Source organism: Acinetobacter sp. WU_MDCI_Abxb74, from assembly GCF_025513915.1.
GTDB lineage: Bacteria > Pseudomonadota > Gammaproteobacteria > Pseudomonadales > Moraxellaceae > Acinetobacter > Acinetobacter calcoaceticus_C.
Genome location: NZ_JAHPRP010000002.1, coordinates 233410 through 251880, shown reverse-complemented (window position 1 = coordinate 251880; position 18471 = coordinate 233410). Strand labels below are relative to the sequence as shown.

The 18471-nt window shown below is 38.7% G+C and carries 13 protein-coding genes; 2 read left to right on the top strand and 11 right to left on the bottom strand.

The features are described from left to right. The first annotated feature begins 61 nt into the window (after nt 1-61). Nucleotides 62-700 (top strand): DUF2238 domain-containing protein, encoded by a 639-nt coding sequence (locus KTH84_RS07235; protein WP_133972366.1) that lies wholly within the window; start codon nt 62-64, stop codon nt 698-700. Between the two features lie 39 nt (nt 701-739). Here KTH84_RS07235 and blp2 read toward each other — a convergent pair whose 3' ends face one another. The 8 genes from blp2 to KTH84_RS07195 all read right to left on the bottom strand — a co-directional run bounded on the left by blp2 (nt 740) and on the right by KTH84_RS07195 (nt 12828). Next, nucleotides 740-2923, bottom strand: coding sequence for an Ig-like repeat protein Blp2 (blp2, locus tag KTH84_RS07230; protein WP_262472672.1), 2184 nt, complete (start codon nt 2921-2923; stop codon nt 740-742). Between the two features lie 255 nt (nt 2924-3178). Next, a complete protein-coding gene (gene sohB / locus KTH84_RS07225; RefSeq protein ID WP_075431488.1) occupies nt 3179-4141 on the bottom strand; it encodes a protease SohB in 963 nt (320 codons plus the stop codon). A 147-nt stretch (nt 4142-4288) separates the two neighbouring features. Beyond that, the gene (gene pstB, locus KTH84_RS07220; RefSeq protein WP_042898050.1) at nt 4289-5191 is read right to left on the bottom strand and encodes a phosphate ABC transporter ATP-binding protein PstB; all 903 of its coding nucleotides are present in this window, start codon (nt 5189-5191) and stop codon (nt 4289-4291) included. A gap of 13 nt (nt 5192-5204) precedes the next feature. After that, nucleotides 5205-6602 (bottom strand): phosphate ABC transporter permease PstA, encoded by a 1398-nt coding sequence (gene pstA / locus KTH84_RS07215; protein WP_262472668.1) that lies wholly within the window; start codon nt 6600-6602, stop codon nt 5205-5207. After that, complete coding sequence (gene pstC, locus KTH84_RS07210) at nt 6599-7978, bottom strand: phosphate ABC transporter permease subunit PstC (RefSeq protein WP_133972360.1); 1380 nt, start codon at nt 7976-7978, stop codon at nt 6599-6601. The genes pstA and pstC overlap by 4 nt, the downstream gene beginning before the upstream one ends. Nucleotides 7979-8077: 99 nt before the next feature. Beyond that, nucleotides 8078-9109 carry a substrate-binding domain-containing protein gene (locus KTH84_RS07205; RefSeq protein WP_133972358.1) on the bottom strand — a complete coding sequence of 344 codons (1032 nt, stop codon included), beginning with the start codon at nt 9107-9109 and terminating at the stop codon, nt 8078-8080. Nucleotides 9110-9585: 476 nt separating this feature from the next. Further along, on the bottom strand, nt 9586-10965 hold the full coding sequence (locus KTH84_RS07200; RefSeq protein ID WP_262472667.1) for an amino acid permease: 1380 nt from the start codon (nt 10963-10965) through the stop codon (nt 9586-9588). Nucleotides 10966-11106: 141 nt separating this feature from the next. Then, nucleotides 11107-12828 carry an alpha-keto acid decarboxylase family protein gene (locus KTH84_RS07195; RefSeq protein WP_075431489.1) on the bottom strand — a complete coding sequence of 574 codons (1722 nt, stop codon included), beginning with the start codon at nt 12826-12828 and terminating at the stop codon, nt 11107-11109. Nucleotides 12829-12962: 134 nt separating this feature from the next. Between KTH84_RS07195 and KTH84_RS07190 the strand changes: the two genes are divergently transcribed. After that, nucleotides 12963-13448: an Lrp/AsnC family transcriptional regulator gene (locus KTH84_RS07190; protein WP_017387914.1), complete on the top strand. Its 486-nt coding sequence runs from the start codon at nt 12963-12965 to the stop codon at nt 13446-13448. A 70-nt stretch (nt 13449-13518) separates the two neighbouring features. Here the strand turns inward: KTH84_RS07190 and KTH84_RS07185 are convergent, their stop codons facing one another. The 3 genes from KTH84_RS07185 to KTH84_RS07175 form a co-directional block, all read right to left on the bottom strand. After that, nucleotides 13519-14949: an aldehyde dehydrogenase family protein gene (locus KTH84_RS07185; protein ID WP_262472666.1), complete on the bottom strand. Its 1431-nt coding sequence runs from the start codon at nt 14947-14949 to the stop codon at nt 13519-13521. A 285-nt stretch (nt 14950-15234) separates the two neighbouring features. Beyond that, complete coding sequence (locus KTH84_RS07180; RefSeq protein ID WP_262472665.1) at nt 15235-16767, bottom strand: pyridoxal phosphate-dependent decarboxylase family protein; 1533 nt, start codon at nt 16765-16767, stop codon at nt 15235-15237. Between the two features lie 2 nt (nt 16768-16769). Then, nucleotides 16770-18143 (bottom strand): diaminobutyrate--2-oxoglutarate transaminase, encoded by a 1374-nt coding sequence (locus KTH84_RS07175; RefSeq protein ID WP_262472663.1) that lies wholly within the window; start codon nt 18141-18143, stop codon nt 16770-16772. Nucleotides 18144-18471 lie beyond the last annotated feature (328 nt).

The following is an 18471-nucleotide window of genomic DNA, read 5'->3' as shown; positions in this document are numbered from 1 at the left end:
GCGGAGCTTAGGCTTCGCTTTTTTATTACACTAATATAAATCACAATAAAGCCTTTATAAAATGATCGAAAAACAATTCAAACTTAAACACTATATTGCTCTTAGTCTTATTTTTATTGCCATTATACTGTCAGGCATTCAGCCCCTTGAATTTGAAGCTTACTTACTTCATCAGGTGGGAACTGTTTTTATGTTGGTTCTACTATTTATTATTTTTAAAAAGATTGGCCTCGATTTTTTAAGCTTTACTCTCTACTTACTATTTTTACTGATTCACATTATCGGCGCACACTACCTGTATTCATACGTTCCTTACAATGACTGGATTCAACAGATATTCCATTTTAATCTAGATCAATACATGGGGTGGTCCCGCAACATGTATGATCGTTTAGTTCATCTTGCCTATGGTGTTTTGCTTTACCCTCTTATTTATCGAGTTTTTCAGGTTTGGTTGCCTACCGCACGACCTTTTACTTTGTTTTTACTTGTGATTCAATTTGTGATGGCATCAAGTGTTTTCTATGAACTCATTGAATGGGCAATTGCTATTGGTTTATCTCCAGAAGAAGCCGAAAATTATAATGGGCAACAAGGCGATATGTGGGATGCCCATAAAGATATGCTGTTAGCAACTATTGGAGCAATAATCTATGGAGTTGCTGCTCTTATAAAAACACCTAAAATAAATCATTCATAAATAAAAAAGCGCTCAATGAGCGCTTTTTTTAAAGGATATTTAAACTACTGGATAAGTTTGATCTAAAAGATTTGATAAAACTGAAGAAGTCGCATTTGGTAGAAGTTGATCTAGATTGGTTGTGATATCACTAGCTGTGTTATTTACATCGCTCTGCTCATTCACCACAGGTTTAGACTCTGTTGCAGATAAAAGTTTTGCGATCGGGTCTGAATCATTAGATGCAGAATTTTTTAATAAATCATCTAATGACACAGATTTCTGCTGCTGGTTATGGGTTTCATTCGTTGTGCTTTGTACTAACTTTAATGTATTTAAGCCAACGCTATCAGCAACAGATACAGTTTCTACATGAGCAGTGTCAACTGCTGCATCACTTAAACTCGCAGTCTTTGGCGCGACTACATAAAAGGTAAATGGCGAACTGACTTCACTCGTAAGTCCTGCTGCATCTGTCTGAGTCAAAGTAATCGTATGCTTTCCAAGGGCTAAATCTTTATCAAGACTAAACGTCCAAGATCTACCACTACTTACGGTCACAATTCCAATAGCAACGCCATTATCATAAATAGTGAGCGTGGCATTTGCCTCACCTGATCCCGTAAGTTTTGGTCTTGCATCATCTGTTTCAGAACCAGCTGTAATCGCCCCTTTTAAAGCTCCCACATCATCATCCACACTATTTAAGACAGGTTTGATAGGAGGCGTAGTATCTTTAGTGCCGATAATATCAAGAACATCAGATTTATTTCCGGCACTATCAATAGCTGATACAGAGGCATGCTTATTATCAGTTAAGGCTGGTGAAATAGAAATTGTAAATTTCCCATCTGCACCAGCGGTTCCACTACCAATGACCTTGCCGCTTAAATCTTTAACTTCAATTTTTGCATTAGCTTCTGCTGTGCCTGTTACTGTTGTACCATCAGCATTAATTTGAGCTACTGGTTTATCAGGTGCAATAGAGTCATAATTTGGAGAAATTTCTAAAGGTTTAGAAGTATTTCCTGCTGCATCTTCAACAACAATAGTAGCCTTCTGTGCATCTTTTAATGCAGGAGAAAGTGTAATTTGAAACTCACCTTGAGCATTTGCCGTACCAGTTCCGATCACTTTACCATCAGCATCTTTGATTTGAACCTTTGCATTGGCTTCAGTTTTGCCTTCAACTGTTGTGCCTTCTTTATTCACTTCTACTAAAGGCGCATCTGGAGCAAAGGTATCCTTTCCTGCAATTATTTTACTTGGCTCAGATTTATTGCCAGCCGCATCTTCTGCAACCACCTTACCACCTGTGTCACTCGTCAAGGGCGGAGTAAGTTTTAAAGAAAAGATCCCATCTTTATTCGCAGTTACAGTTCCTAATACTTTATCAGCGGCATCATATACAGTAATTTTTGCATTCGCTTCAGCTTTACCTGTTACTAATGAACCATCTTCACTAAGCTGAGCTTGTGGAGCATCTGGAGCAATTGTATCTTTTGCACCTGTAATAGCAGCACCACTAGACTCTTTACCGCCCCCATTTTGAGCAGAAACATTTAATTTATTTCCATCTGTCAAAGGCTTGTCTAACTTGATAGTAAAATTACCACTTGCATCTGCAACACCAGAGGCTACCGTATTTCCAGCAATATCTTTAATATAAATTTTTGCATTAGCTTCTGCCTTACCAGTAACCGTAACAGCATCATCTGCAAGTTTTAAATCTGTTGGTTTCGCAGTGTTTGGGACATCAACAGGTGAATCATCTTTGTCATCGTTATCAAAAGCCCAAAGGTATAAACCTTCAGCGGCTAAAACTGCTAAGCCTGCTTTTAGCACATTGCCCATCGAAAAAGTTGGAGAATCATCAACTGCCATTGTTGAGGCTGGCTGGCTAGTGCTTGTGTAGGCTAAATCTGTGACATGGTTTAGACCGGTATAATCTATAACCTTACCTTGTGCATCAAATTGTGCTTCAACAAATTTTCCATGTTCAGTTGGAAAAACAAGTGAATGGTCTGTTGTATTCGTTGCTTCATTAAAGAAATTTTCTAAAACAAGGGTTTCTCCATTTTTTAAATGGATGACTAGACTGCCCCCCTGCTTTTCCATTGATGCTATATCTTTTTGACTAATACCAATTTGAATAATAGAAGGTTTACTTAACACAACCTTATTGAGCTGACCATCTTGCAGAACGTCCAAACCCTCTTTGGATGCCACAATTATTCTTGTCATTATTTCCTATCCTGAATTTCAGTTATATTTTTAAATGTCTAACTTTTTAAATGATTCATCTAAAAGCTATTTTATTGGTGTTTAAAATATCAAAACCATTGGTTTATCACAATTCAAAAAGTATATTTATCAATAATTATTTTTGAATTTTTATTAAAAAGTTAGAGATATTTTAAAAACTGGATTTATTTATTAATTCAATAAAAAAACCAGCCTATTAAGCTGGTTTTTTATCAAAATGTGAATCACAAAAACTTATAATTTTGGATCACGCACCTGCACAAGAGTTGTATTTGCTTTTGCAAGGCTTTCCATCACTTTGCTCATCACAGCTGGAATCAAGCTATCTGCCATTTGTGCCGCTTGCAAACCCAACTTTTCACCTAAGGTTGCTTTCTTACGAGTGTTAATCACATAGACATCATGCTGTGCTAATAACGCTAATAGATACTCATCAGATGTTTGTAATTTATCAACAAGGTTGAGATTAAGCGCATCTTCACCGTACCAATGTTCACCTGTAGCGACTTTATCAACATTAAGCTGTGGTCGATACTTTTCAACAAAGTGCTTAAATAACACATGAGTTTGTTGAAGCTCTTCTTCGAACTTCGCTTTACCTTCAGGGGTGTTTTCGCCAAACATAGTTACAGTACGCTTATACTGCCCTGCTGTGTAAAGCTCAAAATCAACATTATGTTGTTTTAAAAGACGATTAAAATTTGGAACTTGAGCAACTACACCAATTGAACCAACAATAGCAAATGGTGCTGTAATAATTTCATTTGCGATACATGCCATCATATAGCCGCCACTTGCTGCCACTTTGTCTACACAGATGGTCAGATGGAAGCCTGCATCGCGTAAGCGCACCAATTGAGCTGCTGCTAGACCATAACCATGTACCATGCCTCCTGGGCTTTCAAGGCGAACAACAACACGGTCACGCCCTGCTTTAGCAGTTGCTAAAATGAGAGTAATTTCTTCTCGTATATTTTCAACCGCTGAAGCTTGAATATCCCCCTTAAAATCTAAGACAAAGATTTTCTGATTATTTTTACGGCGAATTTTAGCTTCTTTAGCAAGTTGTTGAGCCAATTGTAAAAGTTCTAAACGGCTTGCAGTGGTTTGTGCAATTTTTTTTCTCTGTTCATTTACACGTGCATTTAAGTGACTAACACGTATTTCTGCAGGGAGTTTAGGCAAATGGAATAACATAAAATTCTAAGCTCATAAGTTATCTTTTATAGCCTTAAGATGTGGTCCTTTTGATTAAAATTCAATAGCGTTTTTGCAAAATAGAGTCATTTTCATTTATAAAATAAAAAAAAGAGCACATGGCTCTTTTTTTGTCTTAATTACGAATTAACCGAATCGTCCAGTAATATAAGCTTCTGTCAACTGATGATCAGGTTGAGTAAAGACTTTTTCAGTTGAGTTAACTTCAATCAAATCACCTAAATGGAAGTAAGCAGTACGATCCGAAACACGCGCCGCTTGTTGCATTGAGTGCGTCACAATTACAATTGTATATTGCTCTGATAAATCAGAAATCAATTCTTCAATTTTTGCTGTTGCGATTGGGTCGAGTGCAGAACACGGCTCATCCATCAAAATCACTTCAGGACTTACTGCAATAGTACGTGCAATACATAAACGTTGTTGCTGACCACCTGACAAACCAGTACCCGGTTGATTCAAACGATCTTTCACTTCTTCCCATAAACCCGCTTTACGCAAGCTATTTTCAACAATTTCTTCTAGATCATATTTATCACGTGCTAGACCATGAAGTTTAGGACCATATGCCACGTTATCAAAAATAGTTTTAGGGAACGGATTCGGCTTCTGGAATACCATTCCCACTTGAGCACGTAATAATACGACATCAAGATTTGGATCATAAATATTGTGGTTATCGAGTGTAATCTTACCTGTTACACGACAACCATCAATGGTGTCATTCATGCGGTTTATCGTACGAAGAAAGGTAGATTTACCACAACCTGACGGTCCAATAAAGGCAATAACTTCGTTTTGGTAAATATCGAGGTCAATACCCTTAATCGCTTCAACATCACCATAATAAACATGGGCATCTTGTGCACTAATTTTGATTTCGGTTGAGTTCTGCTTTTTTGAAGTTTGTGGTTCAAAATGCGAAACATACGAAGTGCCATGATTTTGCGATTTATCTGTAAATTGAGATTGTTCAGTGTTCACTAACTTATCCTTTTCTAAGGAATTCGTAATATCAATAGTATTCATGATTTATCCTCTATTACCAACGCACTTCGAACTTTTTACGTAACCAAATTGCAAGACTGTTTAAACCAATCATTAATGCAAGTAGTACGATAATCGCAGCGGCAGTACGGCCTTCGAAGAAGTTACGCAACTCATTACCTTGCCATAAGTAAACTTGGACAGGTAAAGCTGTTGCTTGATCAAATGGAGTTGTAGGAATACTTGCAACGAATGCACTCATTCCAATTAAAAGTAAAGGTGCTGTTTCACCAAGTGCATGAGCAACACCAATAATTGCGCCGGTCATAATACCTGGCAAAGCTAATGGTAAAACGTGGTGGAAAATGGTTTGGAATTTAGAAGCGCCCAAACCAAGTGCAGCTTGTCGAATAGAAGGTGGTACTGCTTTTAATGAAGCACGAGTGGTAATAATGACTGTCGGTAGCGTCATTAAACTCAACACTAAACCACCTACCAGTGGAGCAGATAGAGGCAAATGCATCCAACCAATAAAAATTGCTGCACCGAGTAAACCAAACACAATTGAAGGAACAGCAGCAAGGTTATTAATGTTGACTTCAATAATGTCTGTAAGAATATTTTTTGGAGCAAATTCTTCAAGATAGATTGCGCTGGCAACACCAATCGGAATTGCAATAATGATCACAATCAGCATCATGAATAATGAACCCATGAATGCACCTGCAAGACCACTAATTGCTGGTGAACTACGAGAGTCTGGGTTCTTAAATAAGTTCATATTAAATGTACTTTCAAGAACACCTTTTGCTTTTAGCTCGTCTGCAAGTTTACGCACTTCAGGTCCAAGTTGCTGTTGCTCATCTGGCAATGAACGGTCAATATTACCTTTTAACCAGACATCAACATTGGCATCGCCCAAGAAATTAAGATTTTCTTTCTTACCAATTAATGATGGGTCCGCAAAAACCATATCACGTAAACGATAAGCTTCTGAGCTCGCATAAAGACTGCTTAAGTAATCACGTTGGTCAGCAAGTGCAGGGTCTTTAGCAATCATTCCATTTACAATAATGCCGTCCCAATCCACCATACCCATTTTGGTTTGCCAATCGATATAGCGCTCTTGATAATGTGCAGGTGTTTCCCCCTGCCCACGAACAGGTACCGGACCTGCATCAATCACTTTCGGATCAAAGTAAATTGGAACATTCATGCTGGTTTGCCAAAAAGCAGGTAAACCTTTTGCCAAAATACTGCTAAACAATAGTGCAACGAATGCAAGTCCAATTACGACTGCCGAGAAACCAGCATAACGAAAAGCTTTTTCTTTACGATGACGCTTAGCCAAAGATTTTTCGATGACCTGTTTACGTCGTTCACGTGATTCAGCAGCAGCTTTTGGATCAAATACGTTCTGATCCATAGGAGATGATGTATTTGATGTACTCATTCGTATTGCTCACGGTATTTACGCACAATGTACAGTGCAACAATGTTTAAGCATAAGGTAATCACAAAGAGTGTTAGACCTAACGCGAATGCAACCAAAGCTTGTGGGCTGGCAAAGTCAGTATCGCCAGTCAACTGTTTTACGATCGTAACGGTCACTGTCGAAACAGCTTCAAATGGATTTGCATGTAAAAGTGGGCTGTTCCCTGCGGCCAAAACCACGATCATGGTTTCCCCTACGGCGCGAGAGACAGCTAGTAAAAATGCGCCCGTAATACCCGGTAATGCAGCAGGTAAAACGACTTGACGAATTGTTTCTGACTTAGTTGCTCCAAGTCCTAAAGAACCGTCACGTAAAGCACGAGGTACTTGGGTAATAATGTCGTCTGATAAAGAAGAAACAAACGGAATAATCATAATCCCCATTACGAAACCAGCAGTCAAAGCACTGGTCGCGTTAATTTCAAGGCCAACGTAGGCACCAGCTGCCTTGAAAAATGGCCCAATAACCATCATGGCAAAAACACCATAAACGATTGTTGGGATACCGGCTAAAACTTCAATTGCTGGTTTTGCCCATGAGCGTAACCAAGGAGAAGCATATTCAGCTAAATAAATGGCAATCATTAATCCAATGGGTACGGCAACTAATAAAGCAATGCCGCTGACCATGAGCGTGCCCCAAAGTAATGGCAGTAAACCATAACTGCCTTCAACATTACCTGAAGTACTAAAGCCTGGGTTCCACTCTGTCCCGAAGAAGAAATCAAGCGGACTTACAAAACGGAAAAAGTGCATTGCTTCGCCAAACATCGACATCACAATACCAATGGTTGTCAAAATCGCAACACCAGAACATAAAATCAAAGCAACATTAATGGCACGTTCAACTTGGTTACGCGCACGATATTGTTGATTAATTTTTTTCTTCGCCCAAACCAAACCCAATAAAGCTGCACAAACGACAACAGCAAATTTGGCAAAAGAGCCAATGGTTTGAAATTTTGCGAACTGTTGAGCAGCAGCTAACTCATAGGCTGCCGGTTTATCACTCACCCCAAAACCAGAAGCAATCGCTTGAACACGATCAACTAATACACTTCTGCCAGCTTCATCAAGTGAAGCACTTACGGTCGCGGGAATATTATTAAAAATAATATGGTTTAAAACACTTGGTTCAACCAAGCTCCAAATGATCAAAATTAAAAAAGCAGGGATACCGCACCAAAGCCCAACCAGTGCACCATAATAACCAGGACGAGAATGTAACGTCGCCGAGTTGCTTCCCTTACCTGCTAGGCTACGGCTCTTTCTCAGCCCAAGTTGATATGCGATTGCCACAAGGGCTAACAACACACCGATAAGTAGCAGATTCATGTACTCTCCACTGTTTTCTCAATTGTCATAATTTGGAAAAACAAGTTAGACAAAAAGGCTGATGAACTCTCAAGATCACCAGCCCCTATTCAAACTAACTTATTTAACAGTTTTACCTGCTTTAAAGTCAGCCAATACTTTTGCACGTTCAGCATCAGACATTGCGATTAAGCCATCACGTTCAGCTTTAGAACCTTTACCTGTTGCTTTTTTGCTTACGAAATATTCTACATATTGCGGTAAGCCTTTAACTGATTTTAAATGCTCGCCTTTCACGTAGAAGAACAATGGACGAGACACAGGATATGTACCGTTCAAAACTGTTTTCTCAGAAGGAACAACATTGTTTACTGTTGCTACACGTAACTTGTCACGGTTCATATCATAGAAACTTAGACCAAACACGCCCACTGCACTTGGAGAGGTCTTTAAGCGGGCCAATGTTTCTGTGTAGTCACCAGCAATTTCAATTACGCGGCCATCTTTACGGAAAGTAGAACATGCTTTCTTCTGAGCATCTTTATCTAGGCTCTTGAAGTATTCATACGATTCGCAACCAGCTTCGACCATTTTCTCTTGGAAAACTTCACGTGTACCGTGGTTAGAAGCAGGAATAACAAGTGTAATTGGTTCATTTGGAAGTGATTTATCAATCTGGTTCCAATTTGTGTATGGGTTTGGAACCAACTTACCTTTTGAAGGTAGTTGTGCAGATAAAGCAGCAAATACATGGTAAGGTTTTAATTTATAGGCTGCTTTGTTTGAGCTAGACGCAAATACAATACCGTCATAACCAATTTTAATTTCTTGAATTTGTTTTACACCAGCTTTGTTACAAGCTTCAATTTCAGTGCTTTTAATTTTACGAGAAGAGTTAGCAACGTCGATAGTGTTGTCGCCCACACCTTGACAGAATTGTTTCAAACCAGCAGAAGAACCGCCAGAACCAACTACAGGAGTTTTAAATTGAGGGAATGTATTACCAAACTCTTCAGCTACAACGCTGGCAAATGGTAGTACAGTTGAAGAACCAGCAATTTGAATCGTATCACGAGCTGCATTTGCAGTCGTTGTTACAGCTGCCCCAGTTACTGCTAACGCAATTGCGATTTGACGTGGATTTAAGCGCATTCTGTTCTCTCTCATTAATGCAATAGGTTGTACGTCACTTTTTGTTGAGTGCTTGTACGCTCTTCGATAGCTGCATTGTGAATAGAAAATATGACAATTAAGTTACAGTATGATGACGCTTTAATGATTTCGATATTGTTAATTATCTGATTACTATTTTTTATCTATTATCAAATATTTAATTCAACGCGAGTGGGTATTTTACCCTATATATTAGTCTGTATTATGACACTGATTAAAAATATAGAATTTAATAATTCATAAAATATAAAACCAAAATATATTATAAACATTTTAAAAATCTATTATTTAACTCTATTTTTACTTTTACGAATAATAATAATTTTATGACTAAAATTTTTATTAAATATGGTAAGAAATAATAATTTCTTTGTAACATGAAAATAATATGACAAAAGATAAACGGTTACCTACTTTAAGTCAGGTAACCGCAATATCATTGTAAATTTAGTGAATTAATTCGATTGTACTTCTGGCATCACTACCATTTTTTTACGATATTTTAAGAAATACATCAGTGCTAAAAAAGCGAGCCAAATTGGGCCTAAAATAACAGCCAATCTCATATCTGGCGTCATTGCCATAATGATAAGAATAAAGCATACAAAGCTAATGGTTAAATAATTACTCCATGGGCTAAGAATACTTTTAAATTTGGTTTGATGTTTTTGCAGTTTCATTGCTTTAGTAAATTTCAAATGAGTCACTGAAATCATAAGCCAGTTAATGACAAGTGCAGCCACAACGAGCATCATAAAGAGCTGAAAAGCTTGGCCAGGAATGAGGTAATTTACGACCACACATATTGCTGTGATTGATGCAGAAAGAACTGCGGCTGGAACTGGAATACCACGGCTGTTTACTTTTTTCAAAATTGCCGGAGCATTACCCTGCTCTGCTAAACCATGCAACATACGGCTATTACAATAAATGCAACTGTTATAAACCGAAATAGCAGCAATCAAAACCACAAAGTTTAAAACGTTCGCAACGCCATTACTATTTAATGACTGGAAAATCATTACAAATGGACTACCGCCTTCTGCAACCATATTCCAAGGGTAAAGGCACAGTAAGATTCCAATCGCACCGATATAGAAAATTAAAATACGATAAACAATCTGGTTCACTGCTTTTGGAATGGTTGTTTCAGGTTTTTTAGTTTCAGCCGCAGCAATACCAATTAACTCTAAACCACCAAATGCAAACATAATGACGGCTAAAGCCATGACAAAACCATGAATCCCGTGTGGGAAGAAACCACCGTGTTGCCATAAATTTGCAATACCAGCTTGCGGGCCAGCAGAGCCTGTAAATAAGAGATAGGTACCAAAACCAATCATGCTTAAAATTGCAACAATCTTAATGCAGGAAAATAAGAATTCGGATTCCCCAAAAAAGCGGACATTCACTAAGTTAATGCCATTAATTAAAATAAAGAAAAATAAAGCGGTCAGCCAAGTGGGAATTTCAGGCCACCAGAACTGAATGAAGGTTCCAATTGCACTAAGTTCAGCCATGCTCACTAGTACATATAACACCCAATAGTTCCAGCCAGACATAAAACCAGCCATTTTGCCCCAGTACTTATTGGCAAAATAACTAAATGAACCACTTACTGGTTCTTCAACGACCATTTCACCTAAATGACGCATAATTAAAAAAGCGATAATTCCAGCAATTGCATATCCTAATAAAATTGAAGGACCTGCCAGTTTAATCGTTTGAGAAAGTCCTAAAAACAACCCTGTTCCGATCGCACCTCCGAGTGCGATGAGTTGAATATGCCGATTGGATAAGCCTTGTTTTAACTCGTGCTTATTGTTTGCATCCATAACATTATCTCCAATGTTGGTGTCACTTCCTGTACACCTTTATTCAGCACCATATCCGAAGGCCAGAAACCGACCTTCGGACATAAGTTTGCTTTAATATGAGTCCATTTAATTTTTAAGAAGAATTTTCCTATCTTCTATTTAAAACGAGCTTGCATCCTTACATTTAATAGGCTGGGAACGTTCCTTTAAAATTTCGTAACCGCGATCACCGTAGTCAAAACGTGCGATGACTGAGGCAAATTTTTTCAAACTCACCGGTGCATCCATTGCTGGTAGTTTTAATTCAATAAAAGTTAATTGATCATTTTGATGAACATTATCTAAAACACTCTTAAGCTGTCCGGCAGTTTCAACCACATAGGTGGTATGACCTTTTTTACCGTTAAAGACAGCTGGAATATCAGTATATTTCCAGTTTTGTACATCGTTATAGGCAGCGTTTTCGCCCATGATTAATCGCTCAATGGTGTAACCGCCATTGTTCAGCAAGAAAATAATGGGTTTTAAACCGTGACGAATAATTGTAGAGAGCTCTTGTACCGTAAGCTGGAATGAACCATCACCAATAAATAGAATTTGGCGGCGCTCAGGAGCTGCCAGTAAACTGCCAAGTAAAGCTGGCAAGGTATAACCGATTGAACCCCAAAGTGGCTGAGCAATATATTTAGCTGTAGCAGGAAGTTTTAAACCAGACAAAGCTGAGTTTGAAGTGCCCACTTCTCCAATAATTACATCGTCTTCTTTTAAGAAACCAGCAATGTAGTTCCAAAGTACATCTTGGCTTAGCTTTTGTTGTGCTGGTGCCTCAAAGACTTTTTGAGGTTGTTTTTCAAGAACAGGTTTAGTCGCTTTACGTGGCGCAACTTTCTTATTTAACTCAACAAGTAATTGCCCAATCTCAATGCCAGGGAAATCCTGACCAAAAATGTTCAGACCATAAGATTTAATTTCGATATAGTTTTTAGTCGCAATTTGATGAGTAAATACAGCTGAACCTACGTCGGTAAAACGTGCGCCAATACCAATTAAGCAGTCCGACTGTTCAATTATATTTTTAACATGCGGCTGACTTGCCCCACCCACATAAGTGCCAATGTAACGAGGCGAGCCTTCATCCATAATATTTTTTGCAGTATTCATACCAGCAAATGGAATAGAGCACTTTTGAGATAAATCATTAAGAAGAGAAGTTACACCAAAAACTGAAGCTTCATTATCAATCAGAAGTGCTGGGCTTTTTGCATTGTTCAAAATGTCGCAAAGTTTATTGACGACGCTGTTTAATAAATCTGGTTCAACAGCTGGATAGCTTAAATCGAGCGGACGCTCACTTACTTCAATTTTAACGTGAGTAATATCGCCTGCTAATTGAATATGTACAGGACGACGTTCAAGGAAACACTGACGTAATACCCGGTCAATTTCAAAGGCTGCATTTGCAGGAGTCAAACGTGTTTGAGCAACAGTGAACTCCTTCATGCAGTTCATAATATTGTCGTAGTTGCCATCAACCAGCGTATGGTGGATTAAAGTGCCCTTTTGAACTGCATGTAAAGGCGGAATACCTGAAATATGAATAAGAGGTACATTTTCTGCATATGCACCTGCAATGCCGTTAATTGCGCTTAAATCACCTACACCGTAAGTGGTTGCCAAGGCAGAAAAACCGTTAATTCGTGCATAACCATCTGCTGCATAGGCAGCATTTAATTCATTACAATTTCCAATAAATTCGAGTTCTGGATCTGCTTCAACTTGTTCTAGATATGAGAGGTTAAAATCACCAGGTACACCAAAGAGATGTTGGATACCCATTTGTTTTAGACGAAGATTTAAAAAGTCACCGATTTCTATGAACATTGCTCTATATCCTTTGAGACCAATTTTTATTCCATAGAAAAATAATATTTCATCTACCTTTTAGATTTCGTGCATAATGAAAACGCATTTCAATAAAAATACATGATTTGTGTATCATAAAAGGATTTTATGCAATGGATAAGTTCGACTGGCAAATCATTCAGGCATTACAAAAGAATGGACGGCTCACCAATCAGGAAGTTGGAGATTTAATCGGTTTATCTGCTTCCCAATGTTCTCGAAGAAGACAGCTGCTTGAGCAAAAAGGCATAATTTTAGGCTACACTGCTCGCATTCAGCAACAAGCGCTAGGACTGGAAGTCACAGCGATGATTCATATTAATTTAAGGACACATGAAGCAAAATCGCAGCAGGCTTTCCAAGAGTTAATTGAAGCAGAAGACAATATTCAAGATGCTTTCTCAATTAGTGGCGATGCGGATTTTATTTTAAAAGTCGTTGCAGAAAACTTAGAACAGCTTTCTCAATTTGTGACGGAAAGATTGCTTTCTTATAATTTTATTGGCCACATAAAGTCTTACATTGTTCTGAAAAAAATTAAAGAACAGAATCATTTTTTGATCAAACCTAAAAGTCACGGCTACCATCACACGACTTAAGCAAGTTAGGCTTTTAATAAAATAATTTAGAATAAAAAGGCGGATCTATCATCCGCCTTAAAATTAATATTTAGACTTTACTAATATGCAGTGTTTGACCAATCGTGTTTTCAAGCAATCCTTCTAAGCCAAACTCAGCACCTAAGCCCGACATTTTCCAGCCACCAAAAGGTGCATGAGGTAGAACTTCTGCATGTGTATTAACCCAAACCGTACCGCATTGAAGCTGAGTAGCATAAGTTTGAGCGGCTTTAATGTCAGAAGACCAAATTGATCCACCTAAACCAAACTCACTATCATTGGCACGTGCAATTGCATCATTGATATCTGTATATTTTAAGACAGGTAACACTGGACCAAATTGCTCTTCTTGCACTACACGGCAAGATTCAGAAACTTCAGTCAAAATAGTTGGTGCAATAAAGTAGCCCTGCTCCGGTAACTGCTGCTGACCAGAAAGTGCTTTTGCTCCTTGCTCAATTGCCTCGGCAATAAGAGCTTTCACCTTGTTATATTGCATTTGGTTTTGTACTGGGCCAAATGTTGTAGAAGACTCCATTCCATCACCCACAATTTGAGCATTGGCAATGTCAGCTAACTTTTGAGATAAAGCCTCATATTGACTTTCATGCACATATAAACGTTTTAGCGCGGCGCATGTTTGACCCGCATTTAAGAACGCAGTATTGAAAATCTTAGCTGCAATTTCATCTATATTTGCATCAGGTAATACAATACCCGCATCATTACCACCGAGCTCTAAAGTTAAATGTTTTAGCTGTTGAGCTGCACCCGTCATAATGTGCTGTCCAGTTCGAGTTGAACCCGTAAACACAACTTTTTGCACATCTGGATGAGAAGATAATGCTTCGCCAATCTCACCAGCACCCACCACAATTGAAATAACACCAGCCGGAACTTCTTGCTGAATAATTTCACATAAACGCAAAGTTGATAGTGGTGTGTATTCAGAAGGTTTGCTAATGACAACGTTACCAGCGCGTAATGCAGGCATGATATGCCAGACCGCAATCATGAGTGGCCAGTTCCATGGAGTAATTGAAGCGACTACCCCTAATGGTTGGCGATGACGTTCAATACGCTTAGCTTCGCTGTCTTCGATAATTTCAACAGGTAAATCCATAGCAGCCGCATAACGAGTCCAGCCAATTGCGCCCTGCACTTCCATTTGTGCGAGTGCCAGTGGTTTACCTTGCTCAAGCACAACAAGTTCAGCGAGCATTTCGGCGTGCTTTTCAATACCATCCGCAATCTTGTTTAAAATTGATTTACGTTCATCGTGCGACACCATTTGCCATACTTTAAATGCCTGTTTAGCCGCACTCACTGCTTGATTCACTTGCTCAACCGATGCTTTTGAACAACGCGCAGCTGTTAAACCTGTAGCAGGGTTAATAATTTCTAGTTCACCTTGTTCACCTGAACAAAGTTGACCGCCAATAATAAGTTTAAATTCATTCAGCATATTCGCTTGTTGCATTTCTTCTTCCTTGTCTTAATTGTAATTACAGCCACTTACTTTATTTTCAGTTAAAGCAGGATTATTTAATAAGTACGATATTGATATATCAATGCGACCAAAAATATCGGGAACATACCAATACAATAAGAAATTTACTCCCCATAAATCATGCATAATTATTTTTGTTTTTTAAAAATATGCATGTTTTGTGCATACATCTCTCTCCTGATACACACTTTTAATAAAAATAATATGTAATAAAAAAGCCCGGTAATAAACCGGGCTTTTTTGGTATCAACTCAATTAGTCGATTGGTGGTACATAGTTACCAGAAGCAATCGCATCTTTAATGCGGTCAGCTTCAGCCAATACTTGACCTAAAAGGTTTTTAACATTTTCGAATGTCACAACAGGGCTTAATGTTGTCATTTTCAATGACTGTACATTACCAACTCTTGTTACACCGATATTTGCTTCACCACGAGCAAACAATTCGTCCGCTACGTTTTGGTTCAAGCTATCGATAAACTCAACTGGGTAGCCTTGTGGTACAACACGGAACAATACAGAAGCAAATTGTGGTTCAACTAAAAGCTCTAAACCGTCAGTTGCCTTGATGTAATCTGCAACTTCACGAGTAAGTTTTACACCATGATCAATCATTGAACCATATAGGTCTTCACCAAGTGATTCAATTGTCATCCACAATTTCAATGCATCAAAACGACGAGTCGTTTGTAATGACTTAGAAACAAGGTTTGGTACACCATGTTCTTCGTCATAAGCAGAGTTCAAATATTCAGCTTCGTAGTGCATAAAGCGATAGTTCGCTTCGTCTTTTAACAAGAATGCGCCACAGCTAATGCTTTGGAAATAGTGCTTATGGAAATCGAGTGTAATTGAGTCTGACAATTCAATACCATCAAGCATTGCACGATAGTCATTTGACAGAATTAATGCACCGCCCCATGCCGCATCGATATGCATCCATGAACCATATTTATTGGTAATTTCACGGATTTTTTTCAATGGATCAATTGCACCAGCATCAGTCGTACCTGCTGTCGCAACGACACAAGCCACTACTTTACCTTCTGACTGCAAATGCGCCATCGTTTTTTCGAGAGCATCTACATCCATCTGTGCATTTTCATTCACAGGAACAGTAACAACTGACTGGAAGCCCATGCCCATCATTGCCATGTTCTTTTGCACAGAGAAATGTGCATTTTCAGAACAAATGACTTTGACGTTTTTCATTGCATCAGCTGGAATACCATCGCGCTGTACAGACCACGGATTACCGTTTTCGTCTTTCCAGTTTTTCGAAATGCACCAGTCACGAGCAAGCAATACACCCATTAAGTTAGATTGAGTACCGCCAGAAGTGAAAACACCCGCCTGACCAGAACCATAACCTACTTTTTGGCGTAACCAATCAATAAGCTGGACTTCCATTAATGAACCGGCTGGGCTTTGATCCCATGAGTCCATAGACTGGTTAGTCGCATTGATCAGTACTTCCGCAATCTGGCTCATTACCATTGTTGGACAATGTAAATGTGCCAATGAGTGCGGGTGATGTACTTTTAAGCTTTTATTTAAGAAAAGCTCAATCATACGTTGAAGTGATTCTTGTACACCCATACCTTCTTTTGAAGGCTGGAAAGAAATCGCAGAACGCAATTCTTTAATGCTACCACCTGTGTACATCTTTTCATTTTGCAACCATGCTGAAACGGCTTTTACCGCTTCGCCCATTGCTGACTCATAGTCAGCAATGGATTGTGCATCATTGCAGAGTAACGCTTTACGATGTTCTGCAAAATCCACCATACTTATGCGCCTCGAACTGCAACCAATGCTTCTGCAATTGCTTTCTTAAAGCGAGCAACTACTTCAACACACTCTTCTTGAGTGATGATAAGCGGGCAAAGTAAACGAATTACAGTACCGTTACGACCACCTTTTTCAAGCAATAGTTTATTGTTGAAGCAAGCAGTTTGAATTGCAGCAGCTAATTGAGAGTCTGCAGGAAGTGAACCAATACGATCAGCTTGTTTACGCTCGTCAACAATCTCAATACCGATCATTAAACCGCGACCACGCACGTTACCGATACATGGGAATTCTTGAGCCAATTTTTTAAATTCAGCTTGTAGATAATCACCACGTTCTTGCGCATTTTGAGCAAGATTTTGTTCAGTAATTGTTTTTAATACGACAAGGCCTGTACCCATAGCAAGTTGATTACCACGGAAAGTACCGGTGTGACCTGCAGGCTGCCAAGCATCAAATTTACGTTTAATACCTAATACTGCAAGTGGTAAACCACCACCTACTGCTTTAGACATTACAACAACATCAGGTTCAATACCTGCATGTTCAAATGCAAACATTTTGCCTGAACGTGCAAAGCCAGCTTGAACTTCATCTAAAATTAAAACGATGTTGTGCTTTTCAGTCACTTCACGGATTTTTTGCAACCATTTTACTGGAGCTGTAACTACGCCGCCTTCACCTTGAATCGCTTCAAGAATAACAGCAGCCGGTTTTGTTACACCGCTTTCAACATCTTCGATAAAGTTTTCAAAGAAGTAAGTTAAAGCGTCAACACCAGCGTCACCACCTAAACCAAGTGGGCAGCGGTATTCATGCGGATATGGCATGAATTGTACGCCTGGCATTAAACCGTTAACTGCATTTTTTGCACTTAAATTACCAGTCATAGCAAGCGCACCATGGGTCATACCATGATAACCGCCAGAGAAACTGATCACTGAACTACGGCCAGTGTAAGTCTTAGCAAGTTTAATTGCTGCTTCAGTTGCGTCTGCACCAGCAGGACCACAGAACTGCAGGCAATATTCTTCTTTACCACCAGGTAAATATGCTAACAATGCTTCAGTGAATGCATCTTTTAAAGGTGTGGTTAAGTCTAAAGTATGCAATGGCAAACCACTTGCCAATGTATCTTGAATACTTTGAATCACCGCAGGATGATTATGACCTAAAGCCAATGTACCTGCCCCAGCTAAACAATCAAGGTACTGTGTACCTTCAACATCAGTAACCCAGCATCCCTGTGCTTTCGCTATCGCTAACGGTAATTTACGTGGATAGCTACGAACATTTGATTCCATTTGACTTTGGCGAGTCAAATAATATTCGTTAGTAGCATTAGTGGCAGGGTTAACGGAAGTAACGCTCATATCGGATTACCATCTCTGATAGGGGTAGAAAGAAATAAGTCTGGTGACGATGGGTCCTTTGACTCGGTGCTTTATAGAACTAGTAAAGACACTTATTTTATATCTTGTAACTAGGAGCGCGATGATACCTAATTTTACAAGAAAAAAAACGTCTTTTATGTACTTTACTCATCTAATCTTATTGAAAAAATGTATCATCCCAATAGTTAAGATGAATTATCATCATACTATGTGACAACCTAAAGAAAATATTCTTTTTTTATATTACTTTGATTTTTTAAGTTACATTGACACACTTTAATTTTAAGTCTTTATTTTTATAAGAATT